The organism is Catenuloplanes niger, assembly GCF_031458255.1.
GTDB classification, from domain to species: Bacteria; Actinomycetota; Actinomycetes; order Mycobacteriales; family Micromonosporaceae; genus Catenuloplanes; species Catenuloplanes niger.
The window spans coordinates 2,029,238-2,048,266 of the sequence record NZ_JAVDYC010000001.1; the positions used below are offsets into that span (position 1 = coordinate 2,029,238).

Sequence of the window (19,029 nt, forward strand, 5' to 3'; positions counted from 1 at the left end):
ACTCCCCTCTCCGGGTGTCATGGGCCGATGCTAGGTCTCGCCGCACCGCAGGCCATGTCCGGGGTATGGCGCGCCTCACCGTATGGGCTCCGGCATAATGCCGGACCGGTCGTGAGTGCCGGGTGACGGTCGGTGCCCGGTTTCGTCCGGCGCACCGGATTCACCAGCGTCGTCGTCGCCACCCGCGCAGGCGATGATCACTTTGCGTGAGGTGGACCGTTAGCCCTACGGTCATTGACCGGAAACACACCTCGGGCAGCATGGGAGCCGGGCACACTTGTCCCGGGCGCCCGCGCCCGCCAGCCGAGCGATCGACCGTGTGGGGTTAGCCGATGACTTCCGAACGCGCCAACGGACTCGTTCACATGACGCGCACCGTCTGCTCCGTCGCCGCCGACCTCGCGCAGAACGTGGAGCGGGTGGTCGTCGGCCCGACCCGGGTGCGCACCGCCAGCGGCAACGCCTGGGAGGCGGTGCTCGCCGACCGTGCCCGGGCCCGCCAGCGTGACGAGATGCGCCGCCGGGTGGCCGCGCTCACCGCCACCCGCCGCTAGGCAGACCTCGACCGCGTGGGTCACGCGCTCGTGGTGACCCCACGCGGAACGTGCAGGGAGGCCGCCCGCGGCCGACCGGTGCCCGCGGGAGCACTCGGAACGCGACCACGCCGGAAGCGGGAAGGCGGCTTTCGGGCTTCTGCTCCTCGTTCTTGATCTACTCGTCGTTCCTGCGTTACTAGTCGTTTGTGCGCTACTCGTCGTCTCTGCGCTACTCGTCCGTCGGGTCCTCGCCGCGGTCCAGCGCGTCCCAGGCCTGACGGGTGCCGCGCGGGGCGTTGACCGCCGGGGCCGGTTCGGACCGGCCGGCGGCGGGGCGCTCGTAACGGGCGCCGAGCGACGGCCAGTCCGCGCCGCGGGCCACCGTCCAGGCGCCCGCCGCCGCCACCGCCGCGCCGCCCAGCGACGTCAGCGCCGGCCAGACGCCCGCGGCCAGCTCGGTCGCGGCACCGGCCGCGATCGCCAGGCCCAGCGCGGCCACCAGGCCGCCGATCGCGCGCCGGACCAGCGCGCGGGTGGCGATCAGCGCGCCCGCGCCGGCCAGCGCCACCACCGCCAGTGGTTGCAGCCACACCAGCAGGTCGGAGCCGGTACGGTCGGCGCTGCGCGGCGGCAGCGGCGCGGGCCGCTCCGTCACCTCCACCAGCCAGACCCGGGTCACCGCGTAGAGCGCCAGGCCGGCGCCGGCCACGCAGAGCAGCAGCGCGAGCGTGAACGCCCGCCGGCCACCGGCGCCCGGCCCGGACGCGACCGGATCGCGTCCGGTCGCCGGACCGGCCGGATCGGTGGTCATCGCGCCGGCCGGAGCGTCTCGGCGGCGGCGATCGCGGCGAGCACGGCCGCGGCCTTGTTCCGCGTCTCCTGCTCCTCCGCGGCCGGATCCGAGTCGGCCACGATGCCCGCACCCGCGCCCACGTAGGCGTGCCCGTCGCGGAGCAGCGCGGTCCGGATCGCGATCGCCATGTCCATGTCGCCGCCGAAGCCGAAGTAGCCGACCGTGCCGCCGTACAGGCCGCGCCGGGTCGGTTCCAGACCCTCGATGATCTCCATGGCCCGAACCTTCGGCGCGCCGGACAGCGTGCCGGCCGGGAACGTCGCGGCCAGCGCGTCGAACGCGGTCCGGTCCTCGCTCAGCTCACCGGTGACCGTGCTGACGATGTGCATGACGTGGCTGTACCGCTCGATCGTGGCGAACTCCGGCACCTGCACCGTGCCCGGCCGGCACACCCGGCCCAGGTCGTTGCGGCCCAGGTCGACCAGCATCACGTGCTCGGCCCGCTCCTTCGGGTCGGCCAGCAGCTCCGCGGCCAGGCTCGCGTCCTCGGCCGGGGTGGCGCCGCGCGGGCGCGTACCCGCGATGGGGTGCAGCATGGCCCGCCGGCCGTCGACCTTGAGGTGCGCCTCCGGGGACGAGCCCACGATGTCGAAGTCGTCGAACCGCAGCAGGTACATGTACGGGCTCGGGTTCGTGGTCCGCAGCACCCGGTAGACGTCCAGCGGGTCCGCGGTCGTCGGGCGCTCGAACCGCTGCGCGACCACGATCTGGAAGCACTCGCCGTCCCGGATCGCCTCCTTCGCCACCGCCACGGCCTTCTGGTACTCGCCGTCCGGCGTACGGCTGTGCGGGCCGGTGCGCTGGATCCGCTCCACCGTGGAGACCATCGGCGGCGTCGGGCGGGACAGCGCGGTCGTCATCGAGTCCAGCCGGCCGATCGCCTGGTGGTACGCGGCGCCGACCTCCGCGTCGCCGGCGTCCGGCCCGACGATCGCGTTCGCCACCAGCGTCGCCGAGCCCTCGTAGTGGTCCAGCACCACCAGGTCGGTCGCCAGCATCATGCCGATCTCCGGCAGCCGCAGGTCGTTCTCCGCGATCTCGGGCAGCCGCTCGATCCGCCGGATCACGTCGTACGCCAGGTAACCGACCATGCCGCCGGTCAACGGCGGGCCGTCGTCGTTGCTGCCGGTGAGCGCCTCGACCGTGGCGCGCAGCACCTCCATCGGCTCGCCGGTCACCGGCACACCGGCCGGGGGCGTGCCGAGCCACTCCGCGCGGCCGTCCCGCTCGGTCAGCGTGGCAGCGCTGCGCACACCGATGAACGAGTACCGCGACCAGGCCGTGCCGGCCGACGCCGCGCCCTGCTCCGCGGACTCCAGCAGGAACGTGCCCGGGCCGCCGGCCAGCTTGCGGTAGACACCGACCGGCGTCTCCGCGTCGGCCAGCAGCTTCCTGGTCACCGGCACGACCCGGTGCTCACGGACCCGCGCGCGGAACGTGGCCTCGTCGGGGTGCACCGCACCGCTGGTCATGCGCGCACCCCCTGGACCACCGGCAGCTCGTTGCTGAAGCAGCTGTGCGTGCCGGTGTGGCAGGCCGGGCCGACCTGCTCGACCGTGAGCAGCAGCGCGTCGCCGTCACAGTCCAGCGTGGCCGCCCGCACGTACTGCCGGTGGCCGGACGTCTCGCCCTTCACCCAGTACTCGTTGCGGCTGCGCGACCAGTAGGTGGCGTGCCCGGTGGTCAGCGTCCGCCGCAGCGCCTCGTCGTCCATCCAGGCCAGCATCAGCACCTCACCGGTGCCGTGCTCACGCACCACGGCGGCGATCAGACCGTCGTCGGTACGGCGCAGCCGCTCGGCGATGGTCGGGTCCAGCATGGGGGGTGCGGAATCAGTCGTGTCGGGCACAGCTCTCGATTCTCTCGCATCGCCCCGCGGGCCCCGCGACCCGCCCTTCGGTCGTGACAACGGCTCACGTCCCGGCGTGATCGGCGGGGCCCGGTGAATCGCCCGGCCGCGCATTAAGTCAGACATTTTACCGGGCAAATGCACTCCCGGGGTGCTGTGCCGGTGACGTGTGCCGGGTACCGTCGGCTCACCTCACGAGCGGACGGAGATAACGCCATGCCCCCGACGCCCCCCTCCGCGGCCGACGACGACGGCCCTCCCGGCTGGCAGGCGCACGGGCGACCGGTCCCGCACCCCCGGCGGGCGGCGGACAGCGCGGCGTTCTTCTCCGACACCGGCGAGAGCCCGGAGGTCACCCAGCCGTCCGACGCGCCGCTCCCGCCGTACATGGCGCAGCTCTTCGACCACCCCGGCGCCGGGCAGCAGGCCGACGCGGGCAACCCGTGGGCCCCGCCGGCCGCGCCGCCGCCGACGGCCGGGCGCGGTGACGGGTTCTACGACTACGGGGACGACGACGAGTACGAGACGGAGCGCTTCGGCGATCCGCGCGAGCAGCGCGCCGCCGTGGTCGACCTGGCCGGCTGGTCCCGCCTCAACCCGGCCAACGCACAACCCGACGCCTCCGGGGCGACGCCCGCGCACCGCCCGGACCCGCGGGACCCGGAGCCGGACCGGCCGAGCCTCGACTTCGGCACCGGCCAGGCCGAGGCGACACAGGCGATCGATCTCGGCGACGTACCGCGCGCTCCCGGCCCCGGCGGGTACCCGCCGGGGCCGAGGTCCGCGGGTGGTCCGCCGCCCGGGCCGGGAGTCGCGGATGGTTCGCCGCCCGGGCCGGGAGTCGCGGACGGTTCGCCGCCCGGGCCGGGAGTGGCAGGTCAGGGGGCCGATCCGGCGGGAACGCCGGTGGCCGAGTTCTCGCCGTTGAGCGCGCGGGACCACGTGGACGGGAAGCCGCCGCCCGCGCCGTCGGGCGGTGGCCGGCACGTCGGTGGGCTGCAGCCGATCACGCCGGGCGTCCGGCCGGGAGTCCGCCCGGCCGTCCGGCCGTTCACTCCGCGGCAGGCCGGCTCGCCGCCGGCGGAGGGCGGGCCGGGTGCACGGTCCGGTGAACCCGGCGGACCGAACGTACCGGCGCAGGGTGGCCAGGGCTTTTCGCCCCGTGCGGCGGGTGCGCCGGCGACCGGCGCCGAGCCCGAGGTGGAGCAGGATGCCACGTTCGCTCCGCTCACGCCGGCCGGCGGTGTCCCGCAGCCACCGCGGACCGGGCAGAACCCGTGGAGTGGGCGGCCGTACGTGCCCGAGGTTCCGCCGATCCCGGACACCGCGCGCAGCCCGTGGGCGCCGTTCGGCGGCGGGACGCCGGTGACCGAGCCGGAGTCGGGACCGGCGCCGGGCCATTCGGGGGCATCGCGTGTCGAGGAAGCCCCCGAGGTCATCGGCTGGCCGTTCGCCCCGCGGACGGCACCGGACGACTCAGCGCCGGATACCCGCACCGCCGCGGGGCCTGGCGATGTGTCAGCACAACGTCCTGGCACAGTCGGGCCGGATGTATCGGCACAAAGTGTCGGTACTGAGGCGACATCTACTGGTACTGATACAGCGGCTGACGGCGGCGGTGAGGCGCCGAGTGGCGGGTCCGCGGTCGCCGGCGCAGATCGCAGTGTGGGGGGTGATCACCGCTCGGGCGGCAAGCCCGCCGGGAGCGGTGACCATCGAGTGAGCGGCAATCCCACGCCGGGCGGCAGCCCTGCTCACGCCGTGGGCGGCAGTCCCGCGGCGAGCGGAAATCCTGCGCACGTTGTGAGCGGCAGCCCCGCCCATGCCGTGAGCGGCAATCCCCCGGTGAGCGGCGGCCCCGCCCATGCCGTGAGCAGCAGCCCCACGGTGAGCGGCAGCACCACGGTGAGCGGCAGCACCACGGTGAGCGGCAGCACCACGGTGAGCGGCAGCACCACGGTGAGCGGCGGCTTCGCCGGAGGCGGTGGCCACGCCGAGCAGGGCGACGACCGGATCGCGGCCGACGGTGAGGTCGCCAGCAGCGGTCAAGCCGTTGGAGCCGGCGGGGGTGCCGACGTCGGCGTGACTACGGACGCGGTGCGGACCGAACCGCCGGCTCGTGTGCGCCCGCGCACTTGGCAACCGATTCCTCCGCAGGCCACGATCACCGGGACGACGGCTCCTGGCGGCGCTCGGGGAGCGGCCGGGCTCGACGGCGAAGCGGTGGCCTCCGCGTGGCCGTCCGCGACTGAACCACCGACCGCGCCGCTACCCTCCACCGAGCCGGTGCCGGCTGCGGACAGGCTCGTTTCCGGGCCCGGCACGGCCGCGGTCGACGCCGGCGGGGCGACCGGTGGTGCAGCAGCCGATGACGTGACGGATCCGGCTCGCTCCGTGGTGGAGGAGCACACCGCGAATGCGGATCCGGCGGCACCGGATCCGGCGAGTGCGCCTCCCGCGCCGGTGTGGGTCGCGACCACCCGATTGCGGCCCGTGGACCTACCGCCGGACCGGGACGACGACCCGGCGACCGGGCCGGATCCACGCGACGCCACGACCGGCTGGAACGCGCGCACCGACGAACAGCCGATCCTCGACACCGCTCCGGACGGACGGACCGGCATCGCCGGCCTGCCGCCCGCCACCGTCGACGAGGGCGCATCGGGGCCCCGGTCCGACGACGGCCGGGTCACCGGTAAGCACTCGGTACGACCCCGGCAGCGCACCGGCGGCGGTGCGCTGCCGTCCCAGGCCGCCGGCGCGCGGGACGAGACCCCGGTCGAGGTGATCGAGGCCATCATGGAGGCGTTGCGGGAGCGTACCGGCGAGCAGGTTCCGGTGTCCGACGCCGCCCTGGGCCTGAACGGCACCTCGCTGTCCGCCGAGGCCACGGCCGACGCGCTCCGGGCTGCGGGTGGCCTGCTGCCCGCAGCCGAACACCCGCAGGCCTCGACCGTTCGGGAGCCCGCCGCGGGTGTTGCCGAAACAGGCCCGGCCACGGAACTCGACGAACTGCCGCTCTCCCCCACCGATGTCCCACCGGTCGCACCGGGTCACGAAGACCGGGCCACCGCACCCGCCAGCATCCCGACGATCACCCCGGAAGACGACGACCGGCCGACCGCCCTCACCGGCACCCCGGCGACCGCACCGGGACACGAAGACGAGCCGACCACAGCCACCGGCACTCCGGCGACCGCGCATGGGGAAGAACACCGGGCCGCGGCACCCGCCGGCGGCCCGGCAGCCACGCCGGAACACGAGGACCGGTCGCCCAGCCCCGCCGGCGCTCCGGGACACGAGAACCGGGCCACCGCACCCGCCGGCGGCCCGGCGGCCACGCGGGAACACGAGGACCGGTCGCCCACGCCCGCCGGCGTTTCGCTGGAGGCGGGCACCGTCACGACGGCCAGCGGTCCGGGGACTGCTTCCGCCGGAATCGGGCCGGCCTCGCCCTCCGCGGACATCCCTCGAGGTGGCTCGTCCGTCGACGGCGAGGCGGACACGCCCGCCGCCGGCTTGCCCGCGGTCCCGTCGGGCGGCAGGGTCGAGACGACGCCGTCGAGCGGCACGGACCGCGAGGAGCCGTTCGGTACTGTCCCGGCCTCGCCGATCGGTGACACCGCCGCGGCGGCAGAACGCGACCGGGCACGCGCGGACGACGCGGGTGTCCGGCCGGACACCGACGCCCACGTGCCCACGGACGCCACCACCCGAACCCTGACCGGCCAGGACACCGGTACGCAGGAGGACGCCGACGCCGCAGGTCGCGTCGACGCCGCCACCCAGGACCGGACAGACGGCGATACCGGTATCCGGACAGATCGCGACACCGGTATGCGGCCGGAAACCGACGGCGGTACGCGGGCCGACGCGGACGGTGCTGTCGGGGTCGACGCTGACGCCCGTGTTCGGACCGGTGTGACGCCCGAGGAAGCACCGGAAGAGCTACAGGAACCGTCCGATGATGCAGAGCCGGGCGTGCCTCATCTCGCCGTGAATGCGCGGGCCGATGCGGACGACGCGCACCCCGCCACGGGCCAGCCGGCGCCGGAGGGCTCCGCGGCACAGGGCGGGCAGGGCCTCTCCTTCGAGCGAAGTGCCGAGATCGGCGCGGCCGTCGCCGCCCTCCGTTCGGGTGCGCGGAAGGCGGGCAGCATCGTCTACACACCGGCGGCGATCGCGCGCCGACGGGAGCCCGCTCCGGAGCACACGGAGGAGAATCCGCTCACGGCCACCGCCGAGGCCGACGCATCGGCCGTCGACCCGCCAGCCGGCGCCGGGGAGTCCGCCGCCCCGCAGGCACACGAGACCACACCATCCGCGGTCCGAGCGGCAGACGACGGCCCGCTATCCCGTCGAGCGGCAGACGACACCACGCCATCCGCCCGCGCAGCAGACGACAGCGCGGTTTCTGCCCGAGCGGCCGGCGGCAGCGCGATCTCCGCCCGAGCGGCAGGCGACAGCGTCATCTCCGCCCGGGCAGCAGGTGACACCACAGAACTCGTCACCCAGGCAGCGGATCACACCGCAACGAACGCCGCGCGACCGGCGGACGACACCGCTGGACTCTCCGTGCAGGCGGGAGGCGACGGTGCGGTATCCGCCGCGCGGCCGACACCCGGCACCGGGAAACCCGCCACCCGGGCGGCAACCGACATCACGGACTTCAGTGCCCCGTCCGCGCCCGGTGCGTCGCACCGCAGCGCCGAATCGGTGACCGGCATCGCGGGAGCCGGCGCCCATCCGGGAACTGGCATCGCGGAGTCCGCCTATCCGGGGACGAGCGTCGCGGACTCCTCTGGCGGTCCCGCGACGGACACCGCGGGGCCCGTCCGAGGTTCGGTGACCGGAGCCGGTGAATTCTCCGCGCCCGAGCCGCGCGATGACGTGGCTGACCTCGTGACCGAGGCGGAGGCATCCGCTGCTCAGCCGGCAGCCGGTGCTCACTCCCGGACCGTCCCGGCGTTCGCTGCAGACCCGGACCCGGACGCCGTCGCCGCCGAGGGCGGCTTCGCCGCTCAGCGGGATCCGGTTGGCGGCCCGGTGACGCCGGACATCGAAGCCTCTACGCCGGCAAAGATCAGCGGCACCGGTGATCCGGCGGCCACCTCGGTCCCGATCGAGACCAAAAGCCCTGTCGGCACCCAAAGCCGGCAAGACACCACGACCCCGAACGACACCAGGAGCCCGAACGACACCACGGGCCCGAACGACACCGCCGGCCCGGACGACGACCTGCGAGACGTTCCGGCGGCCACCGCCGGGGAGTATTCCGGGCGGACGAGCTGGGCGCGGACGCCCGCGGAGGAGCCCGGATGGGCCGCCGTCCCGGACACCGCCGCCCTCCTGGCCCCGGACGCCATCCCGGCCACCGCCCCAGCCGCGGCTCCGGACTCCGTTCCGGCCCCGGCCGCGGCGGCCGCCGCGGCCGGGGCCGTGCGGAGCGGTCCCGCGGCCGCCCCGCCGGACACGAACCTTTCCGGCGCGCCCGAGGATCGGGCGACCGTGACGAACGCACCCGAGCGTGATGACGAGGATGACGACGTGACTGTGCTCAGCACGACACCGGACCACGACCACCCCGACGACCACCACGACCACGAGGACGACGCGCCGCAGCTGCGGCCCGGTGATGTGGTGGAGACGCCGATCGCGGTGTGGACGGACGAGGCCGCGGCGCCGTTCCGGCAGCAGTGGCACGAGATCAAGGCGCAGTTCGTGGACGACCCGGTGGGTGCGTTGGCGCAGGCGCAGACCGTGTGCGCGAACGCGGTGCACGACCTGGCGGACGCGCTGCTGGCGGAGCAGGCGGGCCTGGATCCGCACAAGACCAACGCCACGCCGGACACCGAGAGCATGCGGATCGCGATGCGCCGCTACCGCGAGTTCCTGGACCGCGTCCTCGCGCTCTGACCGCGGTGAGCAAGGCGCCCTCCCGTCGGGAGGGCGCCTTTTCGTTGCCCTCCGGGGCCGCCTCGGCTACCGTTATTTCAACACCCGATGAATTGAGGATCCACCCCATGGAAAGGGGCCCGGCCCATGACCGACGCGATCACGATCACGGACCTCGTCGTCGAGCGCGGACGACGGCGGGTGCTGCACGGGCTGAGCTGCGCGATCCCGCGGGGCCTGGTGACCGGCCTGCTGGGTCCGTCCGGCAGCGGCAAGACCACGCTGCTGCGCGCGATCGTCGGCGTGCAGGTGGTGCGCGGCGGCACGGTCACGGTGCTCGGCGAGCCGGCCGGCAGCGCGTCGCTGCGCCACCGGATCGGGTACATGACGCAGGCGCCGAGCGTCTACACCGACCTGACCGTCCGGGAGAACGCGCGCTACTTCGCCGCGCTGCACGGCCGGCCGGCGACGGAGGCCGACGAGGCGGTGGACGCGGTCGGTCTCGCGGGTGCGCGGGGGCAGCTGGTCGGCACGCTCTCCGGCGGTCAGCGCAACCGCGCGTCGCTGGCCTGCGCGATCGTCGGCCGGCCGGACCTGCTGGTGCTGGACGAGCCGACCGTGGGACTGGACCCGGTGCTGCGCGCCGACCTCTGGGCGACATTTCATGAGATGGCGGGCCGGGGCACCACGCTGCTGGTCTCCAGTCACGTGATGGACGAGGCCGGCCGCTGCGACCGGCTGCTGCTGATCCGCGAGGGCCGGCTGGTGGCGGACGACACGCCGGACGCGATCCGCGCCGCCACCGCCCAGCACGACCTGGAGGCGGCGTTCCTGGAGCTGATCAGGGAAGGGGCACGCGCATGAACCCGCGGATCACGCTGGCCACGGCCGGGCGCATCCTGCGTCAGCTGCGGCACGACCGCCGTACCGTGGCGTTGCTGGTGGTCGTGCCGACCGCGTTGCTGACGCTGCTGCACTTCATGTACCAGGACCAGCCCCGCGCGTTCGACCGGGTCGCGCTGACCATGCTCGGGATCTTCCCGTTCGTGGTGATGTTCCTGGTGACCAGCATCGCGATGTTGCGTGAGCGCACGTCCGGCACGCTGGAGCGCCTGCTGACCACGCCGCTCGGCCGGCTCGACCTGCTGTTCGGCTACGGTCTCGCGTTCGGCCTGGCCGCGGCGGTGCAGGCCGCGGTGGCCGCCGGCGCGGCGTACCTGCTGCTGGGTCTGGAGACGGCCGGGAGCGCCGCGCTGGTGGCGCTGATCGCGGTCGCGGACGCGGTGCTGGGCGTGGCGCTCGGGCTGTTCTGCAGCGCGTTCGCCCGCACCGAGTTCCAGGCGGTGCAGTTCATGCCGGTGGTGGTGGCCCCGCAGCTGCTGCTCTGCGGCCTGTTCGTGGCGCGCGACGACATGGCCGGCTGGCTGGGCGCGGTGAGCGACGCGCTGCCGTTGACCTACGCGGTCGAGGCGCTGCTGGAGGTGGGCGCGCACCCGGACGCGACCGGCACGATGTGGCGCGACGTGACCGTGGTCCTGGTCGCGACGCTGCTGGCACTGGTGCTGGCCGCGACGACACTGCGCCGCCGCACCCCCTGAGGGCCACTGGTCCCGGCCGCGACGACGCTGCGCCGCCGCACACCCTGAGGGACGCACGCCGGTCCCCTGGCACGATGGATACCGACCATCGGGCCGAAGGGGGCGCAGCACATGGCGGGACGGACCGGGCGCAGGCCGGGCAACCCGGACACCCGGGAGGCGATTCTCGGCGCGGCACGGTCGGTCTTCGCCGACAGGGGTTACGACAAGGCCTCGATCCGCGCGATCGCGTCCGCCGCCGAGGTCGACCCGGCGCTGGTGCATCACTACTTCGGCACCAAGGACCAGCTGTTCCTGGCCGCCATGCAGTCGCCGATCGACCCGGGCCAGTTGCTGCCCGAGGTCCTCGCGGCCGGCCCGGACGGCGCCGGCGAGCGAATGGTCCGGATGATCCTCCGGGTGTGGGACGGCCCGGCCGGCAAGGCCGGGGTGGCGCTGATCCGGTCCGCGATGACGAACGACTGGACCGCGCGCCTGTTCCGCGAGTTCATCTCCACGCAGGTGCTGCGCCGCGCGATGACCGAGCTGGCGATCGACCCGGCGGAGGCGCCGATCCGGTCGGGTCTGGTGGCCAGCCAGATCGGCGGCCTGATCATGATGCGTTACGTGATCAGGCTGGAGCCGATCGCGTCGGCACCGGCCGAGACGCTCGTCGCCACGCTCGGGCCCACCCTGCAGCGCTACCTCACCGGCGACCTCAGGAGCCTAAGCGGCGTGTGACGCCTCCGAGTCGGTGGAGCAGCGCGGGCAGAGCACCGGGTGCAGCAGCCGGGAGAGGTCCGCGCGGTCCGCGACCGGGTGCGCGTAGGCGAGCCGGACGGTCTTGGCCGCGCCGATGTCGACCAGCATGCCGTACCGGTCCATCCGCACCACCCGGGGTTCGCGCGCGCCGTACGGCATGCCGGCCTTGTCCAGCTGCGCCTTCAGGAACGTGGTGATCTCCGGCTCGTGGTGGTCCGCGAGGTCGCTGAGCAGGTCCCACTCGATGGCGTGCAGCGGGTCCGGCTCGGCCTCGGCGTACTCGTCCGGGTCCACGTCGAGCGTGACGCCGCCGCGCTCCAGCCGGACCTCGGCCACGTCCAGGCGGTGCAGCACGAACTCGCCGTCCACGTCCAGCAGGTCACCGGTCGGGTCGACCGCGGCGAACTCGATCGCGGCCTCGCGGGCCTCGTCGCCGGCGAGCGCGACGGCCCAGCCCGCGATCCAGGCGCGGCCCAGCGACGGCGCGCCGGCGACCGGCGGCACGTCCGTGACGTCCAGGACCATCGCGGTGTCGTCGGCGCCGTCCGTCGGGGCCAGCGACTCCGCGAGCGTGCCGTCGCGGCGGCTGAGCATCAGCACCCGGCCGGCGCCGTCGGTGACGTGGCGGACCGGGTGCGGGCCGGGACGGCAGGCGATCGCCGCGCTGCCGGGGAGCCGACCGGCGGCCAGCGTGCGGGCGACCTCGGCGGGGCTGGGGTGCATGTTCTGGTCCCTCCGACTTACGTTAGGCTTGCCTTAGTAAGGGAAGGCTAACTTACTCGGCCCGGGAAGCCAATCAAGCCCCCGGGTCCGCGGACAACCACCTCTGGAGCGCTAGAACGTGAACCAAACCAGGCCCAAGGTCCGCATTTCCCGTGCCCTCGGCATGCCGCTGACCCGCAAGTGCGTCAAGTACTTCGAGAAGCGGCCGTACCCGCCGGGCGTGCACGGGCGGTCCCGCAAGAAGCCGTCGGACTACCAGGTCCGGCTGCTGGAGAAGCAGCGGCTGCGGCATCAGTACAACATCTCCGAGACCCAGCTGCGGCGCGCGTTCGACGACGCGGTCCGCAAGCAGGGCCGTACCGGCGAGAACCTGCTGCAGATCCTGGAGAGCCGTCTGGACGCCACCGTGCACCGCGCGGGGCTGGCCCGGACCATCTACCAGGCCCGCCAGCTGGTCGCCCACGGGCACTTCACCGTGGACGGCAAGAAGGTCGACCGGCCCTCGTACCGGCTCAAGGAGGGCCAGGTCGTGGAGGTGCGCGAGCGTAGCCGCGTGAAGCCGCCGTTCCAGGTGGCCGCGAGCGGCGCGCACGTGGACGGCCCGACCGCGCCCTACCTGTCGACCGCGCTGGGCGAGCTCAAGACCACCGTCCTGCGCACCCCGACTCGTACCGAGATCCCGGTGCTCTGCGACGAGCAGCTGGTCGTCGAGTTCTACGCCCGCTGATCCAGCACAGGGACACACTTCGCCGGCCGCGGCTTCAGGCCCCGCGGCCGGCGAAGTGCTTTTCAGAATCCTTTCCCGCTTCCCGGGTGGTCACCCTCCGAGTGCTCCCGCGGGCGACGGTCGGCCCGGGGGGCCTCCCTGCACGTCCCGCGCGGGCCGGGAAGAACCGGGTCAGCGCGTCTGCTCGAGCCAGCTCGCGTACAGCCGGCCGTACACCGAATCGGGGTCCTTGAGCAGTTCGTCGTGGTGGCCGCGCTGCACGATCCGGCCCGCGTCGAAGACCAGCACCTCGTCCGCGGCCTGCGCGGTGGACAGCCGGTGCGCGATCGCGATCGTGGTCCGGCCGCGCGTCACGGTGTCCAGCGCGGCCTGCAACCGTACCTCGGTGGCCGGGTCGACCGCGGACGTCGCCTCGTCCAGCACCAGCAGGTCCGGGTCGGCGACGTACGCCCGGGCCAGCGCCACCAGCTGCCGCTCCCCCACGCTCAGCGCCTCGCCGCGCTCGCCGACCCGGGTCTCGATCCCGGCCGGCAGCGCGCCCAGCCAGTCGGCCAGCCCCAGCTCCGCGAACGCGGACACCAGTTCGGCGTCGGTCAGCGACGGCCGGGCGAACCGGACGTTCTCCGCGATCGTGGCGTCGAACAGGAACCCGTCCTGCGGCACCATCACCACCCGGGACCGCAGCGAGTCGAACCGGACCGTGGTCAGCGGCGTGCCGGACAGCAGCACCCGTCCCGCCGTCGGGTCCATCAGCCGGGTCAGCAGCTTCGCGAACGTGGTCTTGCCGCTGCCGGTCTCGCCGACCACCGCCACCTTGGTCTTCGCCGCGATCTCCACCCGCACGTCGGTGAGCACCCGCGGCCCGTCCGGGTAGTGGAAGTTGACCGCGTCGAAGCCCACGTCCAGCGGCCCGGCCGGCAGCTCGACGCCCCGCGTGCCCGGGTCGGCCACGTCCGGCTCGATGTCCAGCACGTCCAGCACCCGGCGCCAGCCCGCGATCGCGTTCTGCGCCTCGTTGAGCATCTCGGTCGCCATCTGCACCGGCTGGATGAACAGCGTGACCAGGAACAGGTACGCGGTGAGCTGGCCGATCGTCACGTCGCCGCCGACACCGAGCGCCACGCCCGCGCAGACCACGCCGGCCAGCGCCAGCCCGGTCGCGACCTCGCCGGTGGAGAAGCTGGTGACGCTGGTGCGCATCGCGTACTGCTGGCGGGTGCGCACGTCGCCGATGGCCTTGTCGAGCCGGGCCTCGGTGCGGCCGGAGATGCCGTACGCCCGGATCACCGCGGCGCCGACCACGCTCTCCGACACCACGGCCAGCATCGCGGCCATCCGCGCGCGGACCTCGCCGTACGCCACCGCGAGCCGCTTCTGGTAGGCCCGGATCACGATCACGGCCGGCACGAACGCGGCGAACACCACGAGCGTGAGCTGCCACGAGTAGATCGTCATCACCACGGTGGTGACGATCAGCTGGCCGCCGCTGACGATCAGCTGCACGCCGCCCATCTGCAGGAACGTGGTGATCTGGTCGACGTCGCTGGTCACCCGGGAGACCAGCGAGCCACGCCGCTCGGACTGCTGGTGCAGCATGGACAGGTCGTGCACGTGCCGGAACGTGCGCACCCGCAGCCCGGCCAGCGCGGTCTCGCTGACCGTGAACAGCCGGCGCATCATCCAGTAACCGCTGGCCGTGGTGACCACCAGCACCGCCAGCGTGGTACCGGCGATGATCGCGACGGTCCCGACGTGCGGTCCGCCGGGCGCGGTGATGCCCCGGTCGATGCCCTGCTGGATCGCGATCGGCGCGGCGACCCGGCCGATCATCGACACCAGCGCGAGCGCGAGCGTGCCGGCCAGCCCGGCGCGCAGCTCCGGCGACAGCGCCAGCCCGCGTTTGAACGTGGCGAACGCGCCTGCTTTGTCAGTCATCGAGCGCTTCCGCCTTCTCGTACGCGGTGACCAGGTCCTTGTAGCCGGGCACGGTGGCCAGCAGTTCGGTGTGCGTGCCGCGCGCCACGACGCGGCCGCTCTCCAGGTAGACGACCTCGTCGGCGAGCGCGATTGTGGCCCGCCGGTACGCGACGACCAGGATGCTCGCGCCCTCGCCGGCGGCGGAGCGCAGCGCGCCGAGGATGGCCGCCTCCACCCGCGGGTCGACCGCGCTGGTGGCGTCGTCCAGGATCAGCAGCCGGGGCTTGCCGGCCAGCGCGCGGGCCAGCGTGATCCGCTGCCGCTGCCCGCCGGAGAGCGACGTGCCGCGCTCGCCGACCTCGGTGCCCAGCGACTCGGGCAGCCCGGCGACGAACGAGTCGATCTGGGCGAGCCGCAGCGCGGCCCAGACCTCGGCGTCGTCCGCGGCCGGCCGGTCCAGCGCGATGTTGGCCCGGATCGTGTCGTCGAACACGAACGGCAGCTGCGGGACCAGCGCGACACTGCGCGCGAGCGCCTCGGCGGTGAGCGTGCGCAGGTCGGCGCCGTCCAGCCGGACCGTGCCGGAGTCCGGGTCGACGAGCCGGACGGCCAGCGACGCGATCGTGGACTTGCCGGAGCCGGTCGGCCCGACCAGCGCGACCGTCTTCCCCCGCGGGACCGTCAGCGAGACGTCGCGCAGCACCGGCTCGCCGTCGACGTAGCGGAACCCGACGTCCTCGAAGTCCAGCGTGGCCGGGACCGCCCGGTCGAGATCCTCGGTGCCGTAGCGGGTGGAGCCCTCGGCCGCGAGCACCGCGTGCACCCGGTCGTAGCCGGCGACGCCGCGCGGCATGTCGCCGACCAGCCACGCGATCGCGCGCAGCGGGAACGCCAGCACGGTGAACAGGAACGCGACGCTGACCAGCTGGGACACCGTGATCGCGCCGGAGCTGAGCCGCCAGGTGCCGAGCAGCAGCACCGCGACCGTGCCGACGCTGGGCAGCGTGTCCATCACCGGGTCGAAGAGCCCGCGCAGCCGCCCGACGCGGATCAGCCCGTCGCGCAGCTCACCGACCTTCGCGGCGAAGCGCGCGGTCTCCGCCGCCTCCTTGCCCATGGTCTTGATGACGAGCGCGCCGTCGAAGCTCTCGTGCGCGATCTCGGCGACGCCGGCCCGCAGCCGCTGCGCGCGCATCTGCAGCGGCGACATCCGCCGGGAGTAGAAGATGTTCAGCGCGAACAGCGACGGGACCAGCACCAGGCCGACCAGGCCGAGCACCCAGTCGGTCCAGAGCACGCTGCCCAGCGCGCCGACCAGCATCACCACCGTGCCGACCGCGAGCGGGAGCGGCGCGAACGGCTGGACCGCGGCCTCCACGTCGGAGGTGGCGGTGGACAGCAGCGAGCCGGCCGAGTTGCGCTGGTGCCAGGCCAGCGGCAGCTCCAGGTAGCGGCGGGTGATCCGTTCGCGGTATCCGGCCTGGAGCCGGAACATCATGGCGCCGGCCGCGAGCCGGCGGGCGAACATGGCCGCGACCCGCAGTCCGCTGATGGCCAGCAGCACGGCCGCGGCCAGCGCGAGCGCGGCGGTGTTGATCCGGTCCTCCGCGAACGCGGGCGTGACGACGCGACCGACGATCTCGCCGATCACGAACGCGTTGCCGACCAGCAGCGCGCCGTGCAGCACGCTGCCGGCCACCGAGATCGAGAACAGTCTCGGCTCGGCCGCGATGCCCTGCCCGAGAATGCCCAGGCCACGCCGCAGCACCGCGCCGCCGGTCCTGGTCATGTCCGCTGTGCTGGTGACACTCACCCCGTTGCTCCCCCGCCCCGGTCGCGCTCGTCGCGGCCCACCGGCCGGTAAGCGTTACAACCGTTTCAATCCCTTACCAATGTTTACTCCTGCACTCGCTGTGCCCACCGACCGCCCCTCTGTAATGCGGTTCACAGGCATTCGGCTCTAGGATCGTTCGCATGACGCGTCATTCGCTGACCGAACGAACGGCGCTAGCCGATCTTCTGCTCGACGTCGGCCCGGACGCCCCCACGCTCTGCACCGGCTGGACGGCCCGGGACCTCGCCGCCCACCTGGTCGTCCGGGACCGCGCACCGCTCGCCTCGATGGGCAACTTCATCAAACCCCTGCACGGGTACGGTGAGCGCGTCCGGCTGCGGACCGCCGCGCTGCCCTATCCGGAGCTGGTCGCGCGGGTGCGGACGGCGCCGTGGTGGAGCCCGACGAGCAACCCGGTGGCCGACCCGGCCGCGAACACCGGCGAGTTCTTCATCCACCACGAGGACGTCCGGCGCGGCGCGCCCGGCTGGCAGCCCCGCACGCTCGACCCGGAGCTGGACGCGAAGCTGTGGAGCAACGCCCGCTTCTTCAGCCGGCTGGCGCTGCGGCGGTTCCCGGCCGCGCTGACCGTGGTCGCGCCCGGCCACGGTGAGTTCACCGGCGGCGCGGGCGGTGAGCCGGTGCGCCTGATCGGCTCTCCCGGCGAGCTGGTGCTGTTCATCTCGGGCCGGCAGCGGGCCGCCCGGGTGCAGATCGACGGCCCGGCCGCGCTGGCCGACCGGCTGCGCACCGGCTCGTTCACGCTCTGAGGCCCGCGGCCTCGTTCACGCCCTGAGGCCCGCGGCCTCGTTCACGCCCTGAGGCCCGCGGCGCGGGTGCGCGCCACGGGCCCCTCGGTGCGGAGACGGTCAGTTGACCACGTAGAGCAGGCGGTTCGGGGAGCCGGTGCCGGGGCTGGTCACCACGTTCGGCGTGGAGTTGTTGACCAGGTAGTCGCGCACCTGCGCCGGGGTGTAGGCGGGGTTGGCCGACAGCACCAGCGCGGCCGCGCCGGCCACGTGCGGCGCCGCCATCGACGTACCGCTGATCGTGCTGGTGGCCGAGGTGCTGGTGTACCAGGCCGACGTGATCGACGAGCCCGGCGCGAAGATGTCCAGGCAGGTACCGTAGTTCGAGTACGACGCGCGCGCGTCCGTGTTCGTGGTGGCGCCGACCGTGATGCCGGCGGCGACCCGGGCCGGCGAGGAGTTGCACGCGTTCGCGTTGCTGTTGCCGGCCGCGAGGCTGAACGTGATGCCGGCCGAGATGGCCGAGTTGACCGCGTTGTCCAGCGTGGTGCTGACGCCGCCGCCGAGGCTCATGTTCGCCACCGCCGGCTTGACCGCGTTGGTGCGCACCCAGTTGATGCCGTTGACCACGCCGGTGGTGGTGCCGCCGCCGGAGCAGTCCAGCACCCGCACCGCGACCAGCTGCACGGCCTTGGCCACGCCGTACGTGGAGCCGCCGATCGTGCCGGCGACGTGCGTGCCGTGCCCGTTGCAGTCGGTGGCGTTGCTGTCGTTGCTGACGAAGTCGTACCCGCTGACCGCGCGCCCGCCGAACTGCGAGTGCGTGGTCAGGATGCCGGTGTCCAGCACGTACGCCCGCACGTTGCTCGCCGTGTTCGGGTAGGTGTACGTGGTCGACAGCGGCCGCGCCCGCTGGTCGATCCGGTCGATGCCCCAGGTCGCGTTCGTCTGGGTGGCCTCGGTCGAGAACCGCTGGTCCTGCTCGACGTAGGCGACCGCCGGGTTCGCCGCGAGCCGCTGCGCCTCGGCCGCGGACATGCCGGCGTGGAAGCCGCTCACCGCGCCGGACCAGGTCTGCTTCACGTCGGCGCCGTACGCCGCGGCCAGGCTCTTCGCGGTGCCGGGCACGGAGGCCCGGGCCTTCGCGGTGCCGGGCGCACCGGCCGCGGTGTCCTTGAACACCACCAGGTAGCTGCCGTCGATCGCGGCTTCGGCGCCGGCGTACCGGACCTCGCCCTTCGGGGCCGCGCTGGCCGGGCTGCCCGCGGTCAGCGAGACGGCCGCGACCGCGGCGAACAGGCCCAGAGCCGCGAGGGTACGGCCGGGGGTGCGGGGGGTCGTCATGGAGTCCTCCCAGAGATCGGCACCGATCGGTGATCGGAGTCGGTGCGCAGATCGTAGGGAGCGAATCGGGCAGTCCTCCCATCTCGCTCCGGTCATATCGTCTGAACTGGGTGTTACCTCGGAGGGTGTCGATGCCGATCGGCCGTCGCCCTGCACATGGCTTCCAAGCTGTGCCGATTCGGGTCTCGACGAAACAGCGCCCCGGCCATACCCTTCGGTAACACAGAATTTACGAGACGCCGGTCACGTTCACATACCCACCT

14 protein-coding genes are annotated in these 19,029 nt (G+C 73.6%); 7 read left to right on the plus strand and 7 right to left on the minus strand.

Features of this window, described 5'->3' with window-relative positions; translation table 11 throughout:
* The first annotated feature begins 332 nt into the window (after positions 1–332).
* Entirely contained in the window at positions 333–554 is a 222-nt protein-coding gene (locus tag J2S44_RS08755; RefSeq protein WP_310410559.1) for a hypothetical protein, read from the plus strand.
* 211 nt (positions 555–765) lie between these two features.
* Here the strand turns inward: J2S44_RS08755 and J2S44_RS08760 are convergent, their stop codons facing one another.
* The 3 genes from J2S44_RS08760 to hisI are packed head-to-tail and all read right to left on the minus strand — an operon-like array spanning position 766 to position 3,208.
* Positions 766–1,347: a Trp biosynthesis-associated membrane protein gene (locus J2S44_RS08760; protein WP_310410561.1), complete on the minus strand. Its 582-nt coding sequence runs from the start codon at positions 1,345–1,347 to the stop codon at positions 766–768.
* Positions 1,344–2,861: an anthranilate synthase component I gene (locus J2S44_RS08765; RefSeq protein WP_310410563.1), complete on the minus strand. Its 1,518-nt coding sequence runs from the start codon at positions 2,859–2,861 to the stop codon at positions 1,344–1,346. Before J2S44_RS08765 ends, J2S44_RS08760 begins: the two co-directional genes overlap by 4 nt.
* Complete coding sequence (gene hisI / locus J2S44_RS08770; RefSeq protein ID WP_374727819.1) at positions 2,858–3,208, minus strand: phosphoribosyl-AMP cyclohydrolase; 351 nt, start codon at positions 3,206–3,208, stop codon at positions 2,858–2,860. Before hisI ends, J2S44_RS08765 begins: the two co-directional genes overlap by 4 nt.
* A gap of 246 nt (positions 3,209–3,454) precedes the next feature.
* Between hisI and J2S44_RS08775 the strand changes: the two genes are divergently transcribed.
* The 4 genes from J2S44_RS08775 to J2S44_RS08790 all read left to right on the plus strand — a co-directional run bounded on the left by J2S44_RS08775 (position 3,455) and on the right by J2S44_RS08790 (position 11,451).
* Positions 3,455–9,154 carry a hypothetical protein gene (locus J2S44_RS08775; protein WP_310410567.1) on the plus strand — a complete coding sequence of 1,900 codons (5,700 nt, stop codon included), beginning with the start codon at positions 3,455–3,457 and terminating at the stop codon, positions 9,152–9,154.
* A 126-nt stretch (positions 9,155–9,280) separates the two neighbouring features.
* Entirely contained in the window at positions 9,281–9,997 is a 717-nt protein-coding gene (locus J2S44_RS08780; protein ID WP_310410569.1) for an ABC transporter ATP-binding protein, read from the plus strand.
* Positions 9,994–10,731, plus strand: a complete 738-nt coding sequence (locus tag J2S44_RS08785) for an ABC transporter permease (RefSeq protein WP_310410571.1) — start codon at positions 9,994–9,996, stop codon at positions 10,729–10,731. The genes J2S44_RS08780 and J2S44_RS08785 overlap by 4 nt, the downstream gene beginning before the upstream one ends.
* A 111-nt stretch (positions 10,732–10,842) precedes the next feature.
* Positions 10,843–11,451, plus strand: a complete 609-nt coding sequence (locus J2S44_RS08790) for a TetR/AcrR family transcriptional regulator (RefSeq protein ID WP_310410573.1) — start codon at positions 10,843–10,845, stop codon at positions 11,449–11,451.
* Here the strand turns inward: J2S44_RS08790 and J2S44_RS08795 are convergent.
* Entirely contained in the window at positions 11,437–12,195 is a 759-nt protein-coding gene (locus tag J2S44_RS08795; RefSeq protein WP_310410574.1) for a DUF2470 domain-containing protein, read from the minus strand. The two genes, J2S44_RS08790 and J2S44_RS08795, sit on opposite strands and share 15 nt — an antisense overlap.
* Positions 12,196–12,313: 118 nt before the next feature.
* Between J2S44_RS08795 and rpsD the strand changes: the two genes are divergently transcribed.
* Complete coding sequence (gene rpsD, locus J2S44_RS08800; protein ID WP_310410576.1) at positions 12,314–12,922, plus strand: 30S ribosomal protein S4; 609 nt, start codon at positions 12,314–12,316, stop codon at positions 12,920–12,922.
* Between the two features lie 171 nt (positions 12,923–13,093).
* On the opposite strand, the gene J2S44_RS08805 is transcribed toward rpsD, so the two are convergent.
* The gene (locus tag J2S44_RS08805; RefSeq protein ID WP_310410578.1) at positions 13,094–14,857 is read right to left on the minus strand and encodes an ABC transporter ATP-binding protein; all 1,764 of its coding nucleotides are present in this window, start codon (positions 14,855–14,857) and stop codon (positions 13,094–13,096) included.
* The gene (locus J2S44_RS08810) at positions 14,850–16,607 is read right to left on the minus strand and encodes an ABC transporter ATP-binding protein (RefSeq protein ID WP_310429536.1); all 1,758 of its coding nucleotides are present in this window, start codon (positions 16,605–16,607) and stop codon (positions 14,850–14,852) included. Before J2S44_RS08810 ends, J2S44_RS08805 begins: the two co-directional genes overlap by 8 nt.
* Before the next feature lie 206 nt (positions 16,608–16,813).
* On the opposite strand from J2S44_RS08810, the gene J2S44_RS08815 reads away from it, so the two are divergent.
* The gene (locus J2S44_RS08815) at positions 16,814–17,443 is read left to right on the plus strand and encodes a TIGR03085 family metal-binding protein (protein WP_310410580.1); all 630 of its coding nucleotides are present in this window, start codon (positions 16,814–16,816) and stop codon (positions 17,441–17,443) included.
* Positions 17,444–17,542: 99 nt separating this feature from the next.
* Here the strand turns inward: J2S44_RS08815 and J2S44_RS08820 are convergent, their stop codons facing one another.
* Positions 17,543–18,766: a S8 family peptidase gene (locus J2S44_RS08820; protein WP_310410582.1), complete on the minus strand. Its 1,224-nt coding sequence runs from the start codon at positions 18,764–18,766 to the stop codon at positions 17,543–17,545.
* Between the last annotated feature and the right edge of the window lie 263 nt (positions 18,767–19,029).

What these genes read in the sequence shown, in the direction of transcription:
- J2S44_RS08775 (WP_310410567.1), top strand. Translation starts at nt 3,455, where the DNA reads ATGCCCCCGACGCCCCCCTCCGCGGCCGACGACGACGGCCCTCCCGGC.
- J2S44_RS08785 (WP_310410571.1), top strand. Translation starts at nt 9,994, where the DNA reads ATGAACCCGCGGATCACGCTGGCCACGGCCGGGCGCATCCTGCGTCAG.
- J2S44_RS08780 (WP_310410569.1), top strand. Translation starts at nt 9,281, where the DNA reads ATGACCGACGCGATCACGATCACGGACCTCGTCGTCGAGCGCGGACGA.
- J2S44_RS08815 (WP_310410580.1), top strand. Translation starts at nt 16,814, where the DNA reads ATGACGCGTCATTCGCTGACCGAACGAACGGCGCTAGCCGATCTTCTG.
- J2S44_RS08755 (WP_310410559.1), top strand. Translation starts at nt 333, where the DNA reads ATGACTTCCGAACGCGCCAACGGACTCGTTCACATGACGCGCACCGTC.
- J2S44_RS08805 (WP_310410578.1), bottom strand. Translation starts at nt 14,857, where the DNA reads ATGACTGACAAAGCAGGCGCGTTCGCCACGTTCAAACGCGGGCTGGCG.
- J2S44_RS08820 (WP_310410582.1), bottom strand. Translation starts at nt 18,766, where the DNA reads ATGACGACCCCCCGCACCCCCGGCCGTACCCTCGCGGCTCTGGGCCTG.
- hisI (WP_374727819.1), bottom strand. Translation starts at nt 3,208, where the DNA reads ATGCTGGACCCGACCATCGCCGAGCGGCTGCGCCGTACCGACGACGGT.
- J2S44_RS08760 (WP_310410561.1), bottom strand. Translation starts at nt 1,347, where the DNA reads ATGACCACCGATCCGGCCGGTCCGGCGACCGGACGCGATCCGGTCGCG.
- J2S44_RS08795 (WP_310410574.1), bottom strand. Translation starts at nt 12,195, where the DNA reads ATGCACCCCAGCCCCGCCGAGGTCGCCCGCACGCTGGCCGCCGGTCGG.
- J2S44_RS08790 (WP_310410573.1), top strand. Translation starts at nt 10,843, where the DNA reads ATGGCGGGACGGACCGGGCGCAGGCCGGGCAACCCGGACACCCGGGAG.
- J2S44_RS08765 (WP_310410563.1), bottom strand. Translation starts at nt 2,861, where the DNA reads ATGACCAGCGGTGCGGTGCACCCCGACGAGGCCACGTTCCGCGCGCGG.